Annotated in this window: 21 protein-coding genes; 4 read left to right on the plus strand and 17 right to left on the minus strand. The window is 41.8% G+C overall.

Annotated features, from left to right (window positions below; all coding sequences use genetic code 11):
- Positions 1-2 precede the first annotated feature (2 nt).
- The 3 genes from ABEB05_RS00350 to ABEB05_RS00360 all read right to left on the minus strand — a co-directional run bounded on the left by ABEB05_RS00350 (position 3) and on the right by ABEB05_RS00360 (position 3,249).
- Positions 3-668: an HAD family hydrolase gene (locus ABEB05_RS00350; protein WP_265786469.1), complete on the minus strand. Its 666-nt coding sequence runs from the start codon at positions 666-668 to the stop codon at positions 3-5.
- A gap of 461 nt (positions 669-1,129) precedes the next feature.
- Complete coding sequence (locus ABEB05_RS00355; RefSeq protein WP_265786471.1) at positions 1,130-2,212, minus strand: arabinan endo-1,5-alpha-L-arabinosidase; 1,083 nt, start codon at positions 2,210-2,212, stop codon at positions 1,130-1,132.
- A gap of 29 nt (positions 2,213-2,241) precedes the next feature.
- Complete coding sequence (locus ABEB05_RS00360; RefSeq protein WP_265786473.1) at positions 2,242-3,249, minus strand: arabinan endo-1,5-alpha-L-arabinosidase; 1,008 nt, start codon at positions 3,247-3,249, stop codon at positions 2,242-2,244.
- A 176-nt stretch (positions 3,250-3,425) separates the two neighbouring features.
- Between ABEB05_RS00360 and ABEB05_RS00365 the strand changes: the two genes are divergently transcribed.
- Entirely contained in the window at positions 3,426-4,910 is a 1,485-nt protein-coding gene (locus ABEB05_RS00365) for a hypothetical protein (protein WP_265786475.1), read from the plus strand.
- Between the two features lie 21 nt (positions 4,911-4,931).
- Here ABEB05_RS00365 and ABEB05_RS00370 read toward each other — a convergent pair whose 3' ends face one another.
- From ABEB05_RS00370 to ABEB05_RS00415, 10 genes are all read right to left on the minus strand, one after another.
- Entirely contained in the window at positions 4,932-5,723 is a 792-nt protein-coding gene (locus tag ABEB05_RS00370; protein ID WP_265786477.1) for a purine-nucleoside phosphorylase, read from the minus strand.
- A 5-nt stretch (positions 5,724-5,728) separates the two neighbouring features.
- Complete coding sequence (locus ABEB05_RS00375; RefSeq protein WP_265786479.1) at positions 5,729-6,520, minus strand: MBL fold metallo-hydrolase; 792 nt, start codon at positions 6,518-6,520, stop codon at positions 5,729-5,731.
- A 72-nt stretch (positions 6,521-6,592) separates the two neighbouring features.
- Positions 6,593-7,441 carry a PhoH family protein gene (locus ABEB05_RS00380; RefSeq protein ID WP_265786481.1) on the minus strand — a complete coding sequence of 283 codons (849 nt, stop codon included), beginning with the start codon at positions 7,439-7,441 and terminating at the stop codon, positions 6,593-6,595.
- A 230-nt stretch (positions 7,442-7,671) separates the two neighbouring features.
- Positions 7,672-8,358: a ribulose-phosphate 3-epimerase gene (gene rpe, locus ABEB05_RS00385; protein ID WP_265786483.1), complete on the minus strand. Its 687-nt coding sequence runs from the start codon at positions 8,356-8,358 to the stop codon at positions 7,672-7,674.
- 28 nt (positions 8,359-8,386) lie between these two features.
- Complete coding sequence (locus tag ABEB05_RS00390) at positions 8,387-9,193, minus strand: PASTA domain-containing protein (RefSeq protein ID WP_265786484.1); 807 nt, start codon at positions 9,191-9,193, stop codon at positions 8,387-8,389.
- A 150-nt stretch (positions 9,194-9,343) separates the two neighbouring features.
- The gene (gene porV / locus ABEB05_RS00395) at positions 9,344-10,450 is read right to left on the minus strand and encodes a type IX secretion system outer membrane channel protein PorV (RefSeq protein ID WP_265786485.1); all 1,107 of its coding nucleotides are present in this window, start codon (positions 10,448-10,450) and stop codon (positions 9,344-9,346) included.
- Between the two features lie 180 nt (positions 10,451-10,630).
- Complete coding sequence (locus ABEB05_RS00400; protein ID WP_265786486.1) at positions 10,631-11,812, minus strand: acetyl-CoA C-acyltransferase; 1,182 nt, start codon at positions 11,810-11,812, stop codon at positions 10,631-10,633.
- 42 nt (positions 11,813-11,854) lie between these two features.
- On the minus strand, positions 11,855-12,994 hold the full coding sequence (locus tag ABEB05_RS00405) for a cystathionine gamma-synthase (protein ID WP_265786488.1): 1,140 nt from the start codon (positions 12,992-12,994) through the stop codon (positions 11,855-11,857).
- Positions 12,995-13,006: 12 nt separating this feature from the next.
- Positions 13,007-14,233 carry a tetratricopeptide repeat protein gene (locus ABEB05_RS00410; protein ID WP_265786490.1) on the minus strand — a complete coding sequence of 409 codons (1,227 nt, stop codon included), beginning with the start codon at positions 14,231-14,233 and terminating at the stop codon, positions 13,007-13,009.
- Positions 14,234-14,254: 21 nt separating this feature from the next.
- Positions 14,255-15,661 carry a tetratricopeptide repeat protein gene (locus tag ABEB05_RS00415; protein ID WP_265786492.1) on the minus strand — a complete coding sequence of 469 codons (1,407 nt, stop codon included), beginning with the start codon at positions 15,659-15,661 and terminating at the stop codon, positions 14,255-14,257.
- A gap of 153 nt (positions 15,662-15,814) precedes the next feature.
- Between ABEB05_RS00415 and ABEB05_RS00420 the strand changes: the two genes are divergently transcribed.
- Both ABEB05_RS00420 and ABEB05_RS00425 read left to right on the plus strand, forming a co-directional pair.
- Positions 15,815-16,624: an alpha/beta fold hydrolase gene (locus ABEB05_RS00420; protein WP_265786494.1), complete on the plus strand. Its 810-nt coding sequence runs from the start codon at positions 15,815-15,817 to the stop codon at positions 16,622-16,624.
- Positions 16,621-16,998 carry a RidA family protein gene (locus tag ABEB05_RS00425; protein WP_265786496.1) on the plus strand — a complete coding sequence of 126 codons (378 nt, stop codon included), beginning with the start codon at positions 16,621-16,623 and terminating at the stop codon, positions 16,996-16,998. The genes ABEB05_RS00420 and ABEB05_RS00425 overlap by 4 nt, the downstream gene beginning before the upstream one ends.
- A 68-nt stretch (positions 16,999-17,066) precedes the next feature.
- Here the strand turns inward: ABEB05_RS00425 and ABEB05_RS00430 are convergent, their stop codons facing one another.
- The 4 genes from ABEB05_RS00430 to rplU all read right to left on the minus strand — a co-directional run bounded on the left by ABEB05_RS00430 (position 17,067) and on the right by rplU (position 20,533).
- The gene (locus ABEB05_RS00430) at positions 17,067-19,004 is read right to left on the minus strand and encodes a M23 family metallopeptidase (protein ID WP_265786498.1); all 1,938 of its coding nucleotides are present in this window, start codon (positions 19,002-19,004) and stop codon (positions 17,067-17,069) included.
- Between the two features lie 9 nt (positions 19,005-19,013).
- A complete protein-coding gene (locus tag ABEB05_RS00435) occupies positions 19,014-19,667 on the minus strand; it encodes a fumarylacetoacetate hydrolase family protein (RefSeq protein WP_265786500.1) in 654 nt (217 codons plus the stop codon).
- Between the two features lie 67 nt (positions 19,668-19,734).
- Positions 19,735-19,992 (minus strand): 50S ribosomal protein L27, encoded by a 258-nt coding sequence (gene rpmA / locus ABEB05_RS00440; RefSeq protein ID WP_265786502.1) that lies wholly within the window; start codon positions 19,990-19,992, stop codon positions 19,735-19,737.
- Between the two features lie 25 nt (positions 19,993-20,017).
- On the minus strand, positions 20,018-20,533 hold the full coding sequence (gene rplU, locus ABEB05_RS00445) for a 50S ribosomal protein L21 (RefSeq protein ID WP_265786504.1): 516 nt from the start codon (positions 20,531-20,533) through the stop codon (positions 20,018-20,020).
- A 164-nt stretch (positions 20,534-20,697) separates the two neighbouring features.
- Here rplU and ABEB05_RS00450 point away from each other — a divergent pair, with 164 nt between their 5' ends.
- Positions 20,698-20,904: a hypothetical protein gene (locus tag ABEB05_RS00450; protein ID WP_265786505.1), complete on the plus strand. Its 207-nt coding sequence runs from the start codon at positions 20,698-20,700 to the stop codon at positions 20,902-20,904.
- Positions 20,905-20,942: the final 38 nt, after the last annotated feature.

Genomic DNA, 20,942 nt, shown 5'->3' on the forward strand with positions numbered 1-20,942 from the left:
CCCTATTTCGTAGTAGCTAAATCAATAATTTGATTAAGCTCAAGATTTTTAAAGTTTTCAATCATCATTGAGCATGGAGATAACTCTTCTTCAGTATGAGTAGTGGTTACTCCAATAACAGCTGCGCCGGCCTGCCGTCCCGCTTCAACACCCGAAACCGAATCTTCGAATACAATACAAGACTCCGGATCTTTTCCAAGTGCTTTCGATGCTTTGATATATACTTCCGGATCGGGTTTACCGGTTGTTACGTGTGAAGAATCGAGAATAGCATTAAAATAATCGGTAATGGAAAGGCGAGATAGAATATAATCTGCGTTTTCTCCGGGAGCTGATGTGGCAACAGCCATTGGAATATTGTTCTCCCTAAGCATTTCCAGAAATTTGTGAATTCCTTCTACGATATTATTCTCAGGCACAAACATATCCCGGAACATCTGTTCCTTTTGATCTGCGAGTTTTGTTAGACGTTCAGCACTGATCTCTCCAAACAGTTCAGGAATCCATTCCTTGTTAGTACGGCCATAAAGTCGGTTTTCAAGGAAGGATTGGGAAACATCCTGATTATGTATTTTGCAAAAATCCTGAATAGCTTTTTTATGAGCTGGATTACTATGGACGATCACACCATCCATATCGAAAATAACGCCGGGAGTATCAGAAGACATACGTATGCTTTTTACTTTAAAGTGTCATGATTAATTGGCTAACGATAAATAATTTTTCCCGTTTTCAAAAAGTAAAACAGGTTTTAAATATTATTTTGGAAGGTTTAGAAAAAAAAGTTTGAACGGATTTGTAAAGGACTTGAACTTTAAACGGGCCATGGTTCCTCTAGGATACTAGGATATTGGATGCAGAGGTTTTCTGGTATGCTACCGGGGGAGGAGGTAAGGGTATTATTACCATTTTGAAAGAGCAGCAGAGGCTGTTGGCAGCTTATGTGTCCGAAAAAACACTATTAGGAAATTGTCTTAGCAAGAAATACCAATGCTTAAAATAATACAATGGCAATTAGTCTATTGTTAATGCATGTTACCCTGATCCCCGGACGGTGGATCAGGGCATGGAATAAAGAGATGGTTATAAACATTTTAAATGTATATAAAGACTTGGCAAAATAGTAGCATTACAGAGTAATGCTTGGCCAGTTTTTTTCCCATTTAATTTCCCTAATAATCAGTTTAGCTTTGCCTTCATCAGATTTATCATAGCCGTGGAAAATTAAATAATCGGTTCCATCAAAAGTATAAGCTGCCTGGTGGCCAACTGCCGCCCAATCCTCATTTTCTTTGGCAATAAGGGTACCGCCGCCGTGAATCATTTTTTGACCGGACTTATCGAGAAAGGGTCCGGTAATATCTTTAGAACGTCCCACCTTAATTTTATAGGAGCTTTCCAGTCCGCGGCAGCATCGGTCCATCGACACAAACAAGTAGTAGTAGTCGTTCTTTTTAAAAATGAAAGGAGCTTCAACGGCACCGTTTTCCATATTTCGATTGGCTTCGAGTAAATCATCGGAATATAGCTCTTCGTAGTTAAGTTCGGGGTTGGCTGCGTCACCTGCATCTCGCTCATCCACTTTCCAATGGCGGTGGCGGGCAGCGATAGTGTGCCATTCCCGATCTTGGGGAGCTTTAACAATTTCAGTCAGATTATCTTTCAGTTTTACGATTTTTAATCCCATCCAAAAAGAACCAAATGACAGCCAGGGGGTTCCATTATCATCGAAAGCGAGGTTCGGATCAATAGCATTCCACATATCACGGCCGGGCACGGATTGTACAAGAATACCGTGATCAGTCCATTCAAAATTTGGGTCATCGGGATTGAGAGTTTCGTTCGTCACGACCCCGATAGCAGAATTATTGCGACCGAATTGCGAAACCGAGTAATACAAGTAAAAGGTACCATCCTGTTCTGCGATATCCGGTGCCCACATTACGTTGTTGAAGTCGGGAACCAGTTCAAGACTCCATTCCGGGGGAGAGTCGAATACCTGCTCTTCAGGACTCCAGCTTTTCATATCGGGGGAAGACCATACCGCAATGCCTTCGCCAGTGGCAAAGGCGTAATAAGTACCCTCATGCTCAACCATGACTGGATCATGAATTGGAATTCGATCGTGTCCAATTTGGGCCTGTACTGTCGATGACAGCAACCCTACAATGAGAAATGCACAAAGCATCATTGTGGTATACAAAGATTTCATATCATATAGTGGATTAGTTGAAATTAATTTTATAGAGTTATCGTGGGCCATCCGTCTTCCCAGGTTATTTCTCTGATGATAAGCTTTGAATCACCGTCATCAGTTTTATCGTATCCGTGAAATACCAGGTAATCGGCATTATCAAAAGTATAGGCAGCGTTATGTCCTACCGCTGCCCATTTTCCCTTACCTTTGGCCACCAGAGAACCCCCACCATGAATCATTTTTTGATCAGCTTTATCCAGGTAGGGACCTGTGATATTTTTAGATCGGCCAACCACAATTTTATAGGTACTTTCTTCATCAGCACAGCACCGGTCCCAGGAAGCAAATAGATAATAATACCCGTTTTTCTTGAAAACGAAAGGGGCTTCTATATCCCCACTGGAACTATTTCCGGCGGTTCGTTCATCTAACTTCCAATAGCGGTGCCGTGATGCAATGGTTCTCCAAGATTGAGGAGAGGTAGCAACCTCGGTTAGATTCTTCTGAAGTTTGACAATTTTTAATCCCAACCAATAGGAGCCAAATGATAGCCAAGGCGTGCCTTCATCATCAAAAGTCAGGTTCGGATCGATAGCATTCCACATATCACGTCCGGGTACGGATTGAACGACAGGTCCGTGATCAATCCATTCAAAATCGGGATCATCGGGGTTAAGGGTTTCATTCGTTGCCACTCCGATAGCAGAATTATTGCGTCCAAATTGTGAGACCGAATAATACAAATAAAAGGTACCCTCGTGTTCGGCGATATCCGGTGCCCAGATGTGATTTCGAAAATCGGGAACTACCTCTGAGGTCCATTCCGGGGCTTTTTCAAAGACCGGATCCTCCCGTGTCCTATCCTGCATATCGGGAGAGGAGCGAACTGATACACCCCGTCCGGTGCTAAATAGATAAAAGGTTCCCTCATGCTCAATCATAACCGGATCATGAACTCGCACATCGTTTGACTGTGCGGTTGTTGCTGGAACGATGCATAATGTCAGAAGAATAAAAAGGAATACCTTATGAATCCTTTTTTGTGATTCCATCCCTAATTTTTATTGAATGCTAAGTGTTGTTAATACACTTAATTAATAGGAAATTATTGGAATATTTGCAAGCGTGGCACCTGGAAAGGTTAAGAAAGTTCGGGAATGTAACTATATTCAATGCTGTTGTTGCTGTCGGACTGATCAGGTTAAATTATCCTTATGAAAAACATTAAATGAATAACATTAATATTAATAGTAAGCGGGTTTTTTTTCGGAATGATCGCTCTCCGAATCCTGAGAATGGCTATGTCTTGTATTGGATGCAGGCCAATAGGCGGTTCCAGTATAATTATGCGCTGGAGTATGCCGTGGGTTGGGCTAATAAACTGGATAAGCCGCTGCTAATTTATGAAGAACTTCGTTGTGATTCTCCGTGGGCTTCGGAGCGTTTTCATCATTTTATTATGGAAGGGATGCAAGAGAACTTGGATTATACCCGGGAGCATCAGTTAAATTATTATGCCTACCTGGAAGAGGAGTCGGGGGCCGGTAATGAACTTGTGTACTCCTTGGCCGAGAATGCCTGTACAGTTATTACTGATGAATATCCTGTATTCATTATTAGAGATCGCAACAGGAAAATTAGCCAAGAGCTTAATATCCCGTATATTACCGTTGATTCGAATGGATTGATTCCTTTGGGACTGACTGAAAAAGCGCCCTATAACGCCTACTTTTTTCGAAAAATAATGCAGCAAAATTTTATCGACTGCTATACCCATCCTCCTCAAAAGAATCCATTACGGCAGCTGGAGAATCAGGAGAAAATAACATTCAGAGATGATTTATTAGAAAAGTATTCTCAGGCAGAAAAACATTTGAAGAATCGCGATTCATTTATCTGTAACCTTCCGATAAATCATAAGGTGATGAAAACTGAGTTAAAGGGTACTCGTCAGGCAGCGTTGGGCAAGCTTGGACAATTTATCCAGTATGGACTTCCAAAATATGACGAGAAAAGGAACGATCCCGATGAAAATACAACCAGTGGATTGAGCCCCTGGCTGCACTATGGAAAGATTTCTGAATATGAAATTGTGGATGCTGTGCTGGATCATCAGCCGAAAGGGTGGAGTTTGGATAATATCACCTTTAACAACGGTTCTACAGGAGGCTTTTTTAATGGAGACCCAAATATTAACAGTTTTCTGGATGAGGTGATAACATGGCGGGAGGTTGGATTTCATTTCGCACACCATGAGGAAAACTACGACCACTACGAGTCACTCCCGGATTGGGCTTTGGAGACGCTTCAAAAGCATAAAGACGATCCTCGGGAATACCTTTATACACTGGAGGAATTTGCGCAATCTCAAACCCATGATGAGGTATGGAATGCGGCCCAAACCCAGTTGCGTGAGGAGGGAGTGATGCATAATTACCTGCGTATGCTTTGGGGTAAAAAAGTGCTTGAATGGACGCCTAATCCCGAATCAGCCTTGGCTTATTTGATCGAGTTGAATAATCGGTATGCGCTTGACGGTCGTGATCCCAATAGCTATTCGGGTATTTTTTGGATTTTTGGCCGTTTTGATCGAGCATGGCAGGAGCGTCCTATTTACGGAAAAGTGCGCTATATGACCAGTAAAAGCACCCGGAAAAAGGTAAAACTGAAGCAGTATTTGAAAAGGTACGGCAATCAAAAGCAATTGCTGTAATTGAAATTGGGTTCCGTACTATTAGAACTTTTGGATGAGTGCTTTAACCACCCTGGCAAAATCTTCCTTTCGCGCATCTGCGGTTGCCTTAACCTCTTTATGATCGAGTTTGTCGCCAGTAACGCCTGTAGACATATTCGTAATCAGCGAAATGGCTGCAGATTTAAGCTCTAATCGTGCGGCTTCGAAAAGTTCGGTTGTGGTGGACATTCCCACGGCATCAGCGCCCATGGTTCTGAAAGCCCGAATTTCGGCCTTAGTCTCGTAATTTGGACCGGTAACATACATATAGGTGCCTTGCTGGGTAATCAATCCCAAATCGGAAGCTATTTTACGTATTCTATTCACATATTGATGGTGCAGGTACCGATGTTGTTTACGTCCCCGGGGAGCGATCGATAAGTTGTTGCGAATTACATCTTCAATTACCATGAGATCGCCCACAGAAAAGGAGGTATTAATAGCGCCAGCAGCATTGGAAATAATTAGTTTATTTACGTCCAGAGCCTTCGATATATAAACAGGGGTGGCGGTTTGCTCAAAAGAAAAGCCTTCATAGTGGTGGAACCGGCCGGAAAAAGCGATAATCGGATGATCATTAATTTTCCCAATGATCAGCTTTCCGTCATGTCCTTCTACTGAAGAGACAGGCATGCTAGGAATATCCTCATAAGAAACTAAAAATGGATTTTCTATGTGGTCCGTAAACGTACCTAGTCCAGAGCCTAAAATAACCGCTGCTTCAATATTGGAAGGGAGCTCTTTTTGTTTTAAATAATGGATTATTTCATCGGTAAAATCCGGTAACTCCATATCATTTATATTGCTTCAATTTTGTATCCCCGTTGCTCGTCGTACTCCGTCAGATTAAAAAGGGGATGATGTGAATCGTGATAGCCCATAATGGTATAATTCTCCTTATATGCTTTCTGGGTCAGTTTTTCACGGATTTCCATGCTTCGTTCGCCGTCATAATCATATTTGGCAGCAAATTTACGGTTCACTTCTCCGCGGGTTGCAAGTACGTCACCGGCCATTAAGTATTTTTGATTTCCGTCATTAAACAGCAGTAGCTGCGAAAATTCCGTATGTCCACCGATTGTTCGAACGGTAATCTCAGGATATGGTTGCTCTTCCTCATTAAGAAAGTTCAAATTAGCTTTGGCATCCAGGAAATGAGCAAATTTTGTTTTTTCTTCGTCGTAGTATTCCTCTTGATTAATCACTTGGCCCCAGCCTTTTTGGGAGACCCAAACATTAGCATCGGGAAAAGTGAGTTCCCAGAAGCCGGAAGAACGTCCGGCTAATCCACCAATATGATCGAAGTGAAGATGACTGAGAAAGATATCGGTAATATCGTATTCTGATAGTTCGTGCTCTTCAAGATTTTTTTTAATGGTTTCGGTGCTTGTATCTTCCCCAAAATCACCGATTCCCACATCAAATAGAATATTTTTTTCGTTCGTTTGGATTAAGAAAGGATTCAGGGAAATTTTAAGGGCTCCTTTAGCTGGAGAGGCATTACGGTCAATTCGATTAAATTTCTTGTCGAGTCCAACACTAAACGTGCCTTCATACAAGGAGCTTGCGGAGGTTACTTTGGTATTCATGAATGATTAAGTCAAAATATATAAATTAAAAGATAGGAGAGGGAACCCGCTTAATATTACTTCGAATATGAATTATTTCTGGTTTTTACTCTCATGCCGGTCGTAGGCTTCTATTATTTCGCGTACCAGGCGATGTCGTACGACATCCTCTTCATCCAAGTACACAAACGAGATTCCTTCAATATCTTGTAGGATATTTTGGATAGAAATAAGTCCTGATTGTTGTTTCCGGGGCAGGTCGGTTTGCGTAATATCCCCGGTAATGATTGCTCGACTGTTAAAGCCGATACGCGTTAAGAACATTTTCATTTGCATGTTCGTGGCATTTTGGGCCTCATCGAGTATTACAAAAGCATTATTGAGTGTACGGCCCCGCATATAGGCCAGAGGTGCGATTTCAATAGTGTTTTTAGTAAGATGAAGTTCCAGACGATCGTATTCAATCATATCCTCCAGTGCATCATAAAGGGGACGCAGATAGGGATCAATTTTTTCCCGAAGATCACCTGGCAGGAATCCAAGTGTTTCACCAGCCTCCACTGCGGGACGTGCTAAAATAATTTTTTTAACCTTGCGCTCTTTTAATGCTTTAACCGCCAGTGCTACCGATGTATAGGTTTTACCCGTTCCGGCGGGACCGATGGTAAACACAATGTCATTGGTAGCAGAAGCTTTGACAATCCGTTTTTGTCCTGGGGTCTTTGCCGTTATGGCATCTCCGGTATGGGTATGAAGGATGAAATCGCCCGATATATTGGTATCGCGCAGGGGGTTTGGCTTTTTAGCGTCTCCGCCACTTTGTTTGAGTGCCAGTACAGTATCTACGTCCTGTGCGGTGAGATTCCCATTCTTCTGGGCCATGGATTCCAGCTCTGAAAATATTTCAACAAGTTCATCACTGTCCTTTTCCGGACCAGACATTTTAATCTGGCTGCCACGGGCTGTTAGCTTGGTTTTGGGATAGGCTTTGTCCAGTTTACTCAGGTGTTCATCTTGAAATCCCAGAACTAATACGGGCTCTACCTCTGTAATTTGATAGTTCTTTTCGCTAACTGTTGATTGTTTTGCGATAATCCGTTCCTCATTTATTTATAGCTTAACAGTAAAGATAAGGAAGTTGTATGAAATATTTGTAAAGGAAAGATGATAAGTTATACTATGGTTCCTTTGCCTATTTGTGCTTCTTTCTGTAGTTGCTCAATGCGTTGGGGGATGTCTGGAGCTTTAAAGACCGCGCTGCCTGCTACCAGTATATCAGCACCTGAATGAGCAATATCTCTGATATTATTTGGCTTAACCCCTCCATCTACTTCAATTAAAAAATTGTATCCCGATTTCTGTCGCATTTGTCGAACCTTTTGCAATCGTTCATGCGTATTGGGAATAAAAGATTGTCCCCCAAATCCTGGATTTACACTCATGACCAACACCAACTCAACATCACCGAGTATAGGTTCAATGGCTGTTAGAGAGGTTGCCGGATTGACTGCTACTCCAGCTGATAAGCCGTGACTATGAATAGCCTGTATGGTTCTGTGCAGATGTTTGCAGGCTTCTTGGTGAACAGTGATTTGGTCAGCCCCTGCATCTACAAACGCCTGAATATACTGATCAGGATTTTCAATCATGAGATGTACGTCTAAAAAAGCTTCCGTGCTATTTCTGGCTGCCTGAACAACCGTTGGACCGTAGCTAATGTTTGGCACGAAGTGTCCGTCCATAATATCGCAGTGGATCCACTGAATTCCCGCATCATTGCACTGTTCAATTTCTGCACCTAATTGAGTATAATCAGCTGCCAGAATGGAAGGGGCTAAGATGGGAGGCTTATGTTCCATAAAATGGGATATCAATTATCTTCTAAATTTAATTGTCAATGTTGGAAGTGTCTACAATAGCCCCCGACTCCGATTCTTCAACTACATCCTCATGTTCAGATACAATGAGCTTTAGTGTTTCTCCTTCAACAAGCTGATTTTTTTTGGGAGAGTAGTCAAGCACAATATTTGGAGCGGAATTTCTTGTAGGTTCAAATTCAATCTCATCAACACGTAAGCCTTTTTCCTGTAATTTTTGTTGGGCTTCGGATAAAGATAGTCCTGTGATATCGGGCATAGTTACGGTTTTTCCTCCAAGTCCGTCACTCACTGTCAAATCGATGGTAGTTCCTTTTGGAACAACAGTCTCAGGTGATATTGATTGTCGTAAAACCACATCTTCAAATCGCGAAGGTTCATAGCTGATGGAACCTACCGTTAATCCACTGTTTTGGAGTTGTATCCGAGCATTTCTTAGAGAAAGATCAACAACATTAGGGATTTGAGCGGTTGGGTTAGATTCAGAGTTAACCGTTAGGTAGATTTTTCGATCGGGCTTGACAATTTTAGCTGCAGCCGGTGTTTGATCAATTACATAATCCGCGGGATAGGCTTCGTTGGATCTTCGTTCGGCTATTTCTACCCTTAGTCCATAATCCTTCAATACTTTTTCTGCTTCAATCAGAGAAACTTGAGACACATTTGGGACGGTGATTCCTTCATTGTAGTTTGTGTAGGCTGGCATAAATACAGTATCCAGAAGAAATAAAAAAAGGATACCAGCAACGACGATAGCTCCAAGTCCCATATGGAGTTTTCTATTGGTAAGAATTTTTTTGATTGACTGTTTATTCATCCCTCAATGCTTAATGTGGAATTGTTTTTAGTGTTATACTAACAACGAAATTCAAGGAACTAAATTTTATCTGATTAGCTTACGAAAAGTGATAGCACATTTATTAGATGATTGTGCCGGATTTTATCGGGTTTATCAGAAAGGAAAAGCTTAGAAGTTGAATAAAAGTCCAAAACGGGTTGTATTAGCTAATGGATGATTTTCATCACCCAATGTATAGATATAACTAAAGTCCACTCCAACAAAATCATAACGGAGCCCTGCTCCTAAAGTCATGAACTGTCGGTCCCCATTATTCGGATCTTCATGGTAATATCCTCCTCGTACGGCAAAGAGCTGATCATACCAATATTCAAAGCCGGTAGCAAACATCAGCTGCTGAAAAGTATTCAGGTTTGCTGTTCTCCCGCCACCAATATTGCGTTCATAGCTTCCCCAAGAAGAAAACAGGGCACTTAAGGAACCTTCACCCTCGCGAGCCATAACCTTGGAAATGTCATTGGAAATCATCAGGGTGTTAATTCCCTTGCGATCCAGTTCGGTTTCAATAGCCCAGCCAATTCTAAACATGGTAGGGAGGGGATCTTTTTCAGCATTGCTGGTATAACTGACTCCCGGACCGATATTGGAAATGTTAATCCCAGCATTTACGGAAGCTTCACGACCACTGAGAAGTTCAAAAGCATCAGACCGGTACATTCCGGCCAGATCAAACCCCACACTGGAACCGGGTTCAACCTTTTCGCCACCTTCCAGTTCTACGTCAGCTAAACTACTGTGAATGAATCGGAGTCCCGTTCCCACTGACCAATTTGAATCAATTTGATAACCGTAAGAAACTCCACCGGCAAACTCGTAGCTATTGAAGCGTCCCAACCCTTCTCCTGTGGGATCCTGCAAAGAGGTTCGTTGCTGTTCTCCTAAATTCAGATAAGTTATATGAGCTCCAAAAGTACCAATATCCTCAACTTCATATTTTCCAACAAGGTAGTCGTAAAACAGATCAGCATTAAATTGGGGGAGCCATTCACTGTGTGTTATACTGACTTGATTCCCACGTTGAAAAGCGAGTCCGGCTGGATTCCAAAAAACGGCAGAGGCATTATCAGCAATAGCAACTCCCGTGTTACCCATTCCGGCTGCCCGTGAATCAGGTTCAATCTGGAGAAAGGGTACAGAAGTAATGCCTACTTGGGCGTGCGATACACCTGCTAAAGTTAATAGTAAAGCAAATGTAGTAAATATGGTCTTTTTCATAAGTAGAATATAATAAGTAGCCGATGATAAACCTGCTTACCTTAAAAGGTGGTTATTTACCAGCTTTTATGCAAAAAAATGATTGTAATATTTTAATGTTTCAGGACTTTATTTGAATTAATAGGGTCGAGGGTTAATTCCCTTTGAATACAGAAATAAAATTAACGGAAGTTCAGCTGATTAGCCTGTCATCTCAATAACCATAGCAGAAGCTCCGCCGCCACCATTGCAGATGCCTGCACAGCCTAATTTACCTCCTGTTTTCTTTAAAGCATAAATTAAAGTAACTAAAATTCGAGCCCCGGAGCATCCGATAGGGTGGCCAATACTTACAGCCCCTCCATGTATATTCACTTTCTCGGGATTAAGTTCCATAATTTTATTATTTGCCAGTGAAACAACGGAAAATGCTTCATTAATCTCAAATAGATCGATGTCGCTTTTATTTAACTTAGCACGTTTTATGGCTTTGGGCATTGCATCAGATGGAGCCGTAGTAAACCATTCGGGCTTTTTTGCCGCACTTGCCTGACTAATAATCCGGGCTAATGGATTTAATCCCAGCTCTTTAGCTTTGGATTCCCTCATCAGCAGGAGGGCAGCGGCTCCGTCATTGATGCTACTGGCATTTGCAGCAGTAACCGTGCCTTTTTTATCAAATACAGGACGTAAGTCAGGAATTTTATCAAAATTAACACGCTCCAGCTCCTGATCCATTGTTATTTTTTCAACATTGCCTTTACGGTCGCTGACTTTCATTTCAATGATTTCATTTGCAAAAGCTCCTTCTTCATGAGCCTGAATGGCCCGTTTATAGGAACTGATGGCAAATTCATCCTGCTGCTCACGATTTATATTACACTCTTCGGCACATATCTCTGCGGCATTTCCCATATGGAAATCATTATACACGTCCCAAAGTCCATCTTTGAGAATACCATCTTCTGTCTGTGTATGACCAAGTTTAGACCCAAACCGGTGTTCATGCAGGTAGTAGGGCACATTACTCATGCTTTCCATACCGCCGGCTACGATTATGTCTGCTTCACCAAGTTGAATCTGATTGGCCGCTATCATCGCTGCCTTCATGCCTGAGGCACAGACTTTATTTACAGTAGTAGCAGGAGTAAGTTCAGAAAGTCCGGCTTTAAGTGCCGCTTGCCGGGCAGGTGCCTGTCCGATGCCGGCAGTCAGTACATTACCGAATACTACTTCTTGTACATCATCCGGTCTAATCCCCGATTGCTTAATGACTTCCCGAATGGCAGTTGCTCCGAGTTCCGGTGCGGAGAAAGAGGACAGGTTGCCACCGAAAGATCCTATTGGGGTCCGTTTGGCTTCTACTATAACTACATTCTCCATAACTGTATTTTCTTTAAAAAATTATTTAGATAAAAGACTAACCTATTCGAAGGCCTGCTGCAGATCTTCAATCAGATCTTCAGCATCTTCAATACCTACAGAAAGACGGATAAGAGAGTCCTCGAGTCCTGCTTCTAATCTAACTTTTCTGGGAATTGATCCATGCGTCATAGATGCAGGATGGCTTACTAAAGATTCTACGCCACCCAGACTTTCTGCCAATGTAAAAATAGAGGTTCTGCTCATAAATTCTTTGGCTTTTTCCTGAGAATCATCTTTCAGGGAAAAGGAAACCATGGCTCCGAAATCATCCATCTGTTTCGCAGCGATTTCGTGCTGGGCATGACTCTCTAATCCCGGATATATAACGTTTCCGGTCTGGGGATGATCTTCTAAAAATCGAGCCACTTTTTTGGCATTTTCAACAGATTGTTGAACACGTACCGAAAGCGTTTTAATGCCCCGCAAAGTCAAGTAACAATCCATGGGACCGGGAACTGCCCCCGTTGTTTTAACCTGGAAGCGGAGTTGTTCCATGACTTCGTTGTTGGAGGTAGCCACAGCACCACCTATGACATCCGAGTGGCCTCCCAAATACTTTGTAGTAGAATGCAAAGTAATATCTGCGCCTAACTCAAGGGGGCGTTGCAAATAGGGAGAAGCAAATGTATTGTCAACCAATGAAAGGATATCATTATTTCGAGCGAAATCAGCAAGTAATTCAATATCTACTATGCGAAGCAGGGGATTGGTTGGCGTTTCAATCCAGAGTAGCTTTGTCTGATCTGTGTGGGCTTTTTTGACTTCCTCCATATCGGTCATATCAATAAAGCTGAAGTCAACCCCCATGGGTTCAAATACTTCGGTAAATAATCGATAGCTGCCCCCGTATAGATCATTCGAAGCAATTATATGATCTCCCGGACGAAACATTTTTAAAACAGCATCCATGGCAGCACAGCCACTGGCAAAACAAGCACATTGATCCGCTCCCTCAAGTCCGGCAATCATTCTTTCGAGAGCGGTACGGGTGGGATTGCCGACCCGGGCATAGTCATAACCCTTATTAACATTAGGGGCTTCCTGTGCATAAGTTGAAGTTTGAAAGATCGGAGGCATAACGGCTCCGGAGGTTTCTTCCGGTTGTTGACCGGCATGGATAGTCTTAGTATTAAATTTCATTTCAAAAATAGTTTAAAGATTATCTTTTACATTCATTGCTTCTTCCTCCATACCCAGATAGCTGTATGTTTGATATAGCTGTTGCCAAATTTGTTGTGGCGGCTGCTCTTCTTCGGCCATTTTTTCGAGCAGCGGAAGTGAGGTAGACAAATATCTATTAATAGTGTCTGATATTTCTTTTCTCATCTGATTGTTCAGATGAGGTAGCAATTTCTGATAATACGCAGCGGAATTTTGATAAAATTGAGCAGCCTCAAAATACAAATCCATATCTTCACTGTGATTGTCAATCAGGTAGCTATACTGTTGTTCAGCACTATTAAAAAGAGAATCTGCTTGAACAAAATTATTTTGATCCAGACTTTGATTCTCTTGTACATTATCGACTATAGTTTGTATCTGTTTTTCTCCCCCTTGGTAAAGCTCTTTAGCAAGCAGCTTTCGGTACCTGACAGTATTCGGCTGTTTTTCAACAAGTTCTTGGAGAATATCAGCGGCCTTTTGATGCTCTTTTGATTCAATATAGGCATTGGCCAAGCCATGCATCAAATTAAAACTAAAGGTTACCTGACTGAGTGCCCGGTTGTAGATTTGAGCAGCCTTTTGAGGTTCTCCCGTTTCCATATACAGAAAAGCCAAAGACTCCAGGAGTTGAACAGGTGGGGGGTGCAGGCGTGATTGCGCTTCTTCAAGAAGGGTTATGGCTCTTTGCGATTCGCTTGCCTTATAAAAAGCACGGGTAGCCATTTCATATGAGGAGGAGCTATCGGGCATAATGGCAGAGGCATTAGTAAAATGTTCCCCGGCTTGCCGATATTGATCCTTTGACTGGGCATCCTGTAAATATTGGACTCCTTCATTATGCTCACTACTCCATACCACTTGACGCAGCTGATTGATTTCATCCTCTAAACCACGGTTGGTTAAAGTATCAGAAAGGCTATCTGATTTTGTAAGCGCTAAGTCAGCTTGCTGATAAAATTCTGTACGCTGTTGAGGATCAGATTGTAGTTGAGCCCATTCGATAAGGAGGTTTCCTTTACGTAAATAAAGATCAGCCGTTGGATTGGTACTGATTTGTTTTTCAACCTCACGAAGATACTCTTCAAATTCTTGTTCTGAGAGTATATCGGGAGATTCTGCGGATTGTTGTTCTGAAGAATTTTGTAAAACAGAGCATCCAATAAAGAACCCGAATGCAAGCACAAGGCCTGCTATTCGGGTGATAAAATTAATCATAGGAATTGATGGCTAATGATTTTACTCCATTCCCGCTTTTTCCATCGCTTCCTGAGCTTTTTCATCCATACCCAAATTAGTATAGATGCTAAACAAACGCTGCCAATATTGTTTGTTATCTGGTTCTAATTCTGTGGCTTTCTCATAATATCCCATAGCCTCTTCAAGGAGTTCTTTACCCTGCTTATCAAATTCCGCAGCTTTAGCGTTGTCGTCAGTATTATTCCGCTTATCAAAAGCCGCTTTAGCTTTATTTTGATAGATAATTCCTAATGTATTATAGGCAGAAGCATCATTAGGACGTTGCTCAAGAACCTGCTGTAATTCGTTTTCAGCGCGATCTGTTAACTCCTCAACTTGAGCTCTCAACTGTTCATTTTCCTGCTCAAGAGATGATATTTGCTGTTTTATTTGACTGGCTTCTGAGTCACTAGCCCCACTAAGTTTCTTTTCAAGTTTAAATATTTGATCCGAATTTGATGATAGACTATCGTTAAGAACCAAGGCCTGCTGATATATTTGTGTCCCCAGCACTAAGCGGTATTGTGGATTTTCAGGATCCTTTTCCACCAATTTCTCAACCGTTGCTATTGCTTGATCGGATTCTCCTGCTCTTTGATAAGCATCGGCCAGATTACTTATGATTTCTTCATGTTCCGGATACTGTTCATTACCTGCTTCTAAGGCCTGAATTACCTGTTCTTCGTCTTCCAGCTGAAAGTAATAACTCGCAAGCTGCATATAATCATTCGGCTCCAGTGTTGTATCAGGAACCATTTCGATATAACGTTCCTTGGCGTTAGCCGCATCTTCAAAATCTTCATTCATCCCCGCAACTTGAGAAAGAACATTCCAGGAAAGAGCACTATCCGGCTGGATAATAGTGGCATTTTGCAGGTGATGCTTTGATACTAGGGTAGGATTTTCCACTGTACCTTTAAGGCTGTCGTCCTGAACGTATTCAATAGCCCGGTTATGTTCGGTTTGCCACAAGACGTTCCGTACCGCATCTATACGCTCAATTTCGCCGGGAGTATTCTCCGCTTTTTGGGCTACTTCTTTAGCTTGAGCAAAAGCTTCATTCATCCTTTTATATGTTTCGGCTCTTTCTGCCGGATCTTCTTCTGCACCAGCTATTTCTCCCAGAGCAACTCCCTTATAATAGTAACCGAGCGGATCATTGGGATTTTGTTCTATCGATTTTTCCGCAGCAGCTATTTCTCCCAGAGCAACTCCCTTATAATAGTAACCGAGCGGATCATTGGGATTTTGTTCTATCGATTTTTCCGCAGCAGCAAGTGCTTGTTCAAAGTTTTGGCTTTCGATATTAGATTGTGCTTCATCGGCCAGTGGGTTTGAGCTTCCGCAGCCCACAATAACGCCTATAAGAAGTGTGAGAACTAGGTGTGGTAATTTTTTTATGAACATGATAGTAAGATTCCTGAGTATTCTATATTAAGGTCTCATTATAATTGAAACGGAAAAGTAACCATATATCGTCCTTTCTGCAATATAATCAATTAGAAATTATTATATTATAGCTCTGTATTCATAATATAATTAATCGAATTAGGGCAACGTATGTTTGGAACCAGCGACTTTGAGGTATATGAAAGCAACGGCTATGAATATTTGCATATTTCATCTGACGAACAAGATTCGCAAAATTTAGTTTTTTTACATGGCATGTTCGGTGGATTGAGTAACTATGATCCGCTCTTAAAAGAGATACAGGGATATAACATTTTTGTTCCCAAAATTCCTATTTATGAGATCAGCGCCCGTAAAATATCGATCAACAGACTTACCGAATGGTTACATTCTTTCTGTGAAGAGATTAAAGTTGAGAACCCTATCTTTTTGGGAAACTCAATGGGAGGGCACCTGGCACTTGATTACGCACGCCAATACCCTGATAACGTATCCGCTTTAGTTCTTACCGGCAGTTCGGGACTTCTCGAGATGGATTTTGGGTCTACTTTCCCACGCAGAAAAGATCGTAATTTTATCCGCAAACAGGCTAATCTTACTTTTTATGAAGATTTGATTGATGATGCAGCCATGGAGGAGATTATGGCCGTTGTAAAATCACCCTCAAAGCTCACCAGTTTGCTTGCAATTACACGCGATACCCATGCTTATAATATGGAAAAATATTTGCCGCAAATTACTCAGGATGTGTTGCTGGTCTGGGGTAAACAGGATGAGATAACACCACCGGAAGTTGCAGATATGTTTTTGGAAAAGTTACCCAATGCCGAATTACACTGGATTGATAAATGTGGGCATGCACCTATGATGGAACATCCTGAGAAATTTGCGGCCTTTTTGGAGGATTTTTTGATTAAGCTTAGAAATAAATCCAAATCAAAAAAGACCAAGACGTTATGAAGAAGATAATTCACACTGCAGATGCCCCGGATGCCATCGGCCCCTACAGCCAGGCGGTAGTGCATAATGATATTGTTTATTGTTCGGGCCAAATTGGTTTGGACCCTGAGAGTATGGAATTTGTAGGCGATGATGTTGCTTCTCAGGCAGAACAGATTATGGAAAATCTGGAGGCGGTACTGCAAGAGGCCGGATCAAATTTTGGGAAGGTCGTTAAGTGCAGCATTTATCTGGATAATATGGACAACTTTACTACCGTGAATGAAATTTATGGCCGTTACTTTAGTAATGAACCGCCTGCACGGGAGACCGTAGCAGTTAAAACACTGCCTAAAAACTGCAAAGTTGAAATAGGCTGTACAGCTTATATTTAAGTTTTTGTCGATAAATTATTTTCATAAAGGGGAGCAATGAAGGCTTCCCTTTATTATTTATCCCTATCCTACCTGGAAAGCTGAAAATACTTTTCCGTTTTATTACCCATTTGGTCATAAACCTCGATCTGAATATCCATTGAGGCGGAAGGAGTAAAGTCGGGGTGATAATAGAGGATTCGCCTTTCTTCTGGTTCATACTCAGCAAGTCCACGCTGGCCATTTACCGTAATATTGGTCCGTTTGTGATCAATGCCGGATAGGTTATCCCGCGCCCCTATATAGATAAGCCATTGTCCATCGGGGCGTTGAGTCAGGCCTGGTCCCCTTAGTGTTGGCGGAGTATTATCTCGCATGGTAACAAAAGTCCCCAAACTGGAAGTTTCACCAATAATATGGTCGCCTGTAAAGCGAGTGGTAATCCTATACTTTGTATCATACCGGTCATTATATTTATAAAATGCCAGTTTAGACGTATCTGTAAGCATTGAATCTCGTTTTATACGGAACTGGTAGGACTTTTTGAGGGGATAAACCTCCGGACCAATCGTAACTTTTACCGAGTCTGTTCTAAACTGTTGAGCGGTCATCGTAACCGAGACAGTATCATGGAAACTATCTTCCGGAAAAATGGCCATTGCTTCATGAGATAAGGCTGTAATGAGTCCACTCTGTGCTGGGATCATCCGATGAAATATTGTTGGTCCTATACCCGGAATATTCATAAATAAATTATCCAGTGATTCTAAATCAATAGTAATAAAATTTTGGTATGAGCTCACTTTGTTATAGTCCCAAATACCGGTTGTAATAGATCCAAAGCTTTTCTTAGGGATATTCACCCAGTTGTTAAACCACTGCCACCGTTCAATAGAAGGGGTAAAGTTTTGCTTAAGGGAAAATCTTGAATAAGGTGTTACGGGAATTCGTTCTTTCTGCTCATACACGATAAGATTTACGGTAGCCTCACTTTCGTTGCCGAAAAAGTCCGTCGCTTTGATTGTTATAGTATGTCGGCCCGGAGGTAAGTTCAGCTTTCCCTGTTTTCCATCTGTTTTGTAAAAAGGGAGGGTATTGCCATCTGCTATAAAAAGTCGCTGGTATCCCTGCCCGTATTGTCGGAGCAGAGGATATACGCGGTCGATAAACATTTGGTTAGTCTCATCGTAAGAAAAGCTGTCAACGCGGGAATAAAACCGTTGCTGCCCATTCACTGACATGGATAATTCATATACGGCATAGGCGTTGGTTACTTTATCTGCCTGGTCATATACATTGAGGCCAAGCCCCACGGGACCAGTTACTTCTATTGTTCCAAAGTCAAAGCGCCCGTTCTGAGCTTTTGGACTGCGCGTATAGACTTTTTTGTTCCCCTCAACTATAGAATAGGGAGAAAGTGGCTCTACTGAAAGACCTGTGATACGAGGTGGAATATGATCCTGAACACTGAGATTAGTCAGCAGTGGGTTGAAGGGTTTATTGCTGGGTGTTCGCAGCTCAAAGTGGAGATGGGGAGGACCAATACCCGTAGCGCCTGAATAGGCAATAAGGTCTCCCTGTTCTATCCGGATGTTTTCATCTTTAATAATACGGTCAAAGGAGGGTATATAATCTTCAGCAAATCGGAGTGAATCGGCGTACTGTTGAAGTTTGTCGTTAAAGCTCATTAAATGTGCGTAAACGGAGAACGATCCGTCGTCATGCTTTAAGTAGAGTACCTTTCCATAACCACGGGGACCAATAGCCATACGATATAATGTACCATCCCTGGTAGCATAGATGTCATATCCACGCCGACCCCAAGTTTTAATATCGAGAGCTGCATGAAAATGTCGTGATCGTGTTTCGGCAAATGTTGAACTAAGATGACTGCTGGCGTTGGTAGGCCAAAGATAATGGGCTTCTGATGGGGCAAAGGCAGAGGAGGAGTCATTTAAAAATGGCTGAGCGACCACAACAATCGGAAATAATCCAGCTATCAGCAGGAGATAGAAAAAGTGTCTCATGACGATTATTTATATAACCTCCATTTTAAGTTGAACTGAAGGTTGGCTGATCGCAGCTTCTATATGGTCCCCTTGATGCAGGGGAGAGACCCCTTTAGGGGTACCTGTAAAAAGTAGATCTCCGGGTCTTAGACGAAAAATTGTAGAGAGATAGCTAATAAGATCACTGACTGAGAAAATCATTAAATTAGTACTATCCTTTTGCCTTAACTCATCGTTTACTTTTAGCGAGAGTTCAAGTGACTTGGGGTCATTTATTTCTTCAGCTAATACAAAAGGAGCAAGAGGAGCAAAAGTTTCAAAACCCTTGGCAACAGACCATGGATGCCCCTTCTCTTTAGCACGAGCCTGAATATCCCGGGCTGTAATATCAATACCTACCGTATAGCCTGCTACATGGGTGAGGGCTTCCTCTTGGGGAATATTTTTCCCACCTTTTCCGAGGGCCACAACCAGTTCCACCTCGTGATGTACATCGGTACTCTCTTTCGGAAGCTGGATTGGACCTTCATAGGTAATGCTGGAAGCCGGCTTTAAAAATACAAGCGGTTTGTCCGGAACTTCGTTATTAAATTCGTGGGCGTGAGCTACATAATTGCGGCCGATACAGTAAACGGATCCGACAGAAAGTCCAGAGAGATTTTTTAGAGTGATATTATCCATATAACTAAATATAAAAAAGCCTTGGTCTCGTTAGAAACCAAGGCTTTAAAAGTACAGTAAAAAAATGTTAAGCTACAGGCTCCACATTCACAAATTTACGTCCATTTGCACGAACACGGAATGTTACCTGCCCATCAGATTTAGCAAAAAGAGTATCGTCTTTTCCGCGACCTACATTTTCGCCGGGATGAAACTTAGTACCCCGCTGACGAACAATGATATGACCAGCTTTGACGACTTCTCCGCCATACTTCTTTACACCAAGCCGCTTTGATATCGAATCACGACCGTTTTTCGTTGAACCTTGTCCTTTCTTATGTGCCATAACAGATTAAAATCTATGCCTTAAGTTATTCTTCTTGCTTGCTATTCCATGCATCTAAAACAGTTACTCGATCTTCATCATCCGTTACAAAACCCTTGAGTTCATCAAGAGGAGTGTTTTTGATATGTGAAATTGCTTCTTTCGCATTCATATCAGTAGATGTTTGAACGGAATCATCAGAATCAGATTGATCAGCCGATTTCTTTTCAGTCTTTTTAGCAGTATTTCCGGAAATAGAAATAGCATTAATTTCTATTTGAGACATCGGCTGCCGGTGGCCACGTTTAACGCGATATCCTTTACGTCGCTTTTTCTTAAAAACAATGACTTTGTCAGACTTAACATTATCGAGCAGGGTGGCCTCTACCGTAGCTCCTTCAACAGCAGGCTTCCCAACTGTAACCTCACCATCATTATTGATCATTAATACACGATCAAAAGTAAGTTCCTGATCTGTTTCATCACTTTGCTTATCTACAAACAGGACATCGCCTTCGGAAACGCGATACTGATGCCCACCTATTTCTACAACTGCGTACATCTAATTGGTTATTTATCGTTATTAAATATTCTTTTTGCAAGAGACTCCAAATATAAGCGTTTCATCGCTCAAAGCAAAGTCAAAATTCAGATGAACATAAGAAACAAAAATGGTAAGTTGTCCTCTTAACAAATTATCTTTGCCATCTTAACATCTAACAACCAATGTCTAAAAAACTACCAGATCTGCACGAACAGGCTTTTATGTTTAAAAATACCAAGCGTTTTCAGCACGACGGGGGACGTGCTTGGGTTAAAGATTCGCAACTCCATGAAGCTATAAAAGAAAAAAATGGGAGATTGACTACTGTCGATAAAAAGAAGGATGAAACAAAGATAGATATAGATTCCCAAAAGAAGCTTTCTATTTAAGAATCATTGGAATAATACGGGATATTATATCCTCTAAT

Origin of the sequence: Fodinibius salicampi (assembly GCF_039545095.1) — a bacterium.
Classification (GTDB): Bacteria; Bacteroidota; Rhodothermia; order Balneolales; family Balneolaceae; genus Fodinibius; species Fodinibius salicampi.

What these genes read in the sequence shown, in the direction of transcription:
- ABEB05_RS00350 (WP_265786469.1), bottom strand. Translation starts at nt 668, where the DNA reads ATGTCTTCTGATACTCCCGGCGTTATTTTCGATATGGATGGTGTGATC.
- ABEB05_RS00355 (WP_265786471.1), bottom strand. Translation starts at nt 2,212, where the DNA reads ATGAAATCTTTGTATACCACAATGATGCTTTGTGCATTTCTCATTGTA.
- ABEB05_RS00360 (WP_265786473.1), bottom strand. Translation starts at nt 3,249, where the DNA reads ATGGAATCACAAAAAAGGATTCATAAGGTATTCCTTTTTATTCTTCTG.
- ABEB05_RS00365 (WP_265786475.1), top strand. Translation starts at nt 3,426, where the DNA reads ATGAATAACATTAATATTAATAGTAAGCGGGTTTTTTTTCGGAATGAT.
- ABEB05_RS00370 (WP_265786477.1), bottom strand. Translation starts at nt 5,723, where the DNA reads ATGGAGTTACCGGATTTTACCGATGAAATAATCCATTATTTAAAACAA.
- ABEB05_RS00375 (WP_265786479.1), bottom strand. Translation starts at nt 6,520, where the DNA reads ATGAATACCAAAGTAACCTCCGCAAGCTCCTTGTATGAAGGCACGTTT.
- ABEB05_RS00380 (WP_265786481.1), bottom strand. Translation starts at nt 7,441, where the DNA reads ATGTCTGGTCCGGAAAAGGACAGTGATGAACTTGTTGAAATATTTTCA.
- rpe (WP_265786483.1), bottom strand. Translation starts at nt 8,358, where the DNA reads ATGGAACATAAGCCTCCCATCTTAGCCCCTTCCATTCTGGCAGCTGAT.
- ABEB05_RS00390 (WP_265786484.1), bottom strand. Translation starts at nt 9,193, where the DNA reads ATGAATAAACAGTCAATCAAAAAAATTCTTACCAATAGAAAACTCCAT.
- porV (WP_265786485.1), bottom strand. Translation starts at nt 10,450, where the DNA reads ATGAAAAAGACCATATTTACTACATTTGCTTTACTATTAACTTTAGCA.
- ABEB05_RS00400 (WP_265786486.1), bottom strand. Translation starts at nt 11,812, where the DNA reads ATGGAGAATGTAGTTATAGTAGAAGCCAAACGGACCCCAATAGGATCT.
- ABEB05_RS00405 (WP_265786488.1), bottom strand. Translation starts at nt 12,994, where the DNA reads ATGAAATTTAATACTAAGACTATCCATGCCGGTCAACAACCGGAAGAA.
- ABEB05_RS00410 (WP_265786490.1), bottom strand. Translation starts at nt 14,233, where the DNA reads ATGATTAATTTTATCACCCGAATAGCAGGCCTTGTGCTTGCATTCGGG.
- ABEB05_RS00415 (WP_265786492.1), bottom strand. Translation starts at nt 15,661, where the DNA reads ATGTTCATAAAAAAATTACCACACCTAGTTCTCACACTTCTTATAGGC.
- ABEB05_RS00420 (WP_265786494.1), top strand. Translation starts at nt 15,815, where the DNA reads ATGTTTGGAACCAGCGACTTTGAGGTATATGAAAGCAACGGCTATGAA.
- ABEB05_RS00425 (WP_265786496.1), top strand. Translation starts at nt 16,621, where the DNA reads ATGAAGAAGATAATTCACACTGCAGATGCCCCGGATGCCATCGGCCCC.
- ABEB05_RS00430 (WP_265786498.1), bottom strand. Translation starts at nt 19,004, where the DNA reads ATGAGACACTTTTTCTATCTCCTGCTGATAGCTGGATTATTTCCGATT.
- ABEB05_RS00435 (WP_265786500.1), bottom strand. Translation starts at nt 19,667, where the DNA reads ATGGATAATATCACTCTAAAAAATCTCTCTGGACTTTCTGTCGGATCC.
- rpmA (WP_265786502.1), bottom strand. Translation starts at nt 19,992, where the DNA reads ATGGCACATAAGAAAGGACAAGGTTCAACGAAAAACGGTCGTGATTCG.
- rplU (WP_265786504.1), bottom strand. Translation starts at nt 20,533, where the DNA reads ATGTACGCAGTTGTAGAAATAGGTGGGCATCAGTATCGCGTTTCCGAA.
- ABEB05_RS00450 (WP_265786505.1), top strand. Translation starts at nt 20,698, where the DNA reads ATGTCTAAAAAACTACCAGATCTGCACGAACAGGCTTTTATGTTTAAA.